General features: G+C 27.5%; 1 protein-coding gene. It reads left to right on the forward strand.

The annotated features are described in order from the left end of the window. Positions 1–22: 22 nt before the first annotated feature. A partial coding sequence (locus tag OL66_RS03210; protein ID WP_034172447.1) for a single-stranded DNA-binding protein occupies positions 23–287 on the forward strand: 265 nt, incomplete at its 3' end.

Here is a 287-nt window from a genome sequence, read left to right on the forward strand (position 1 = left end):
ATAAAAAGAAAGGAGAAATAAAATGTTAAACAAAGTACAATTAATCGGTAATATCACCCATGACTTAGATCCAACACTTATTAATACTAATGAGGGTCAAATATCTAAAGTTAATTTTCAATTAGCAGTTAATAATAAAGATAAAACTCAATTCATTCCATGTGTTGTTTTTAGAACCCAAGCTGAAAACATGAGTATGTATTTACATAAAGGTTCAAAAGTATATGTAGAAGGAACGTTGTCAATTGAAAAATATACTAATAACGAAGGCGAAAACAAAACTGCTA

Origin of the sequence: Chrysanthemum yellows phytoplasma (assembly GCF_000803325.1) — a bacterium.
Classification (GTDB): domain Bacteria; phylum Bacillota_I; class Bacilli_A; order Acholeplasmatales; family Acholeplasmataceae; genus Phytoplasma; species Phytoplasma asteris.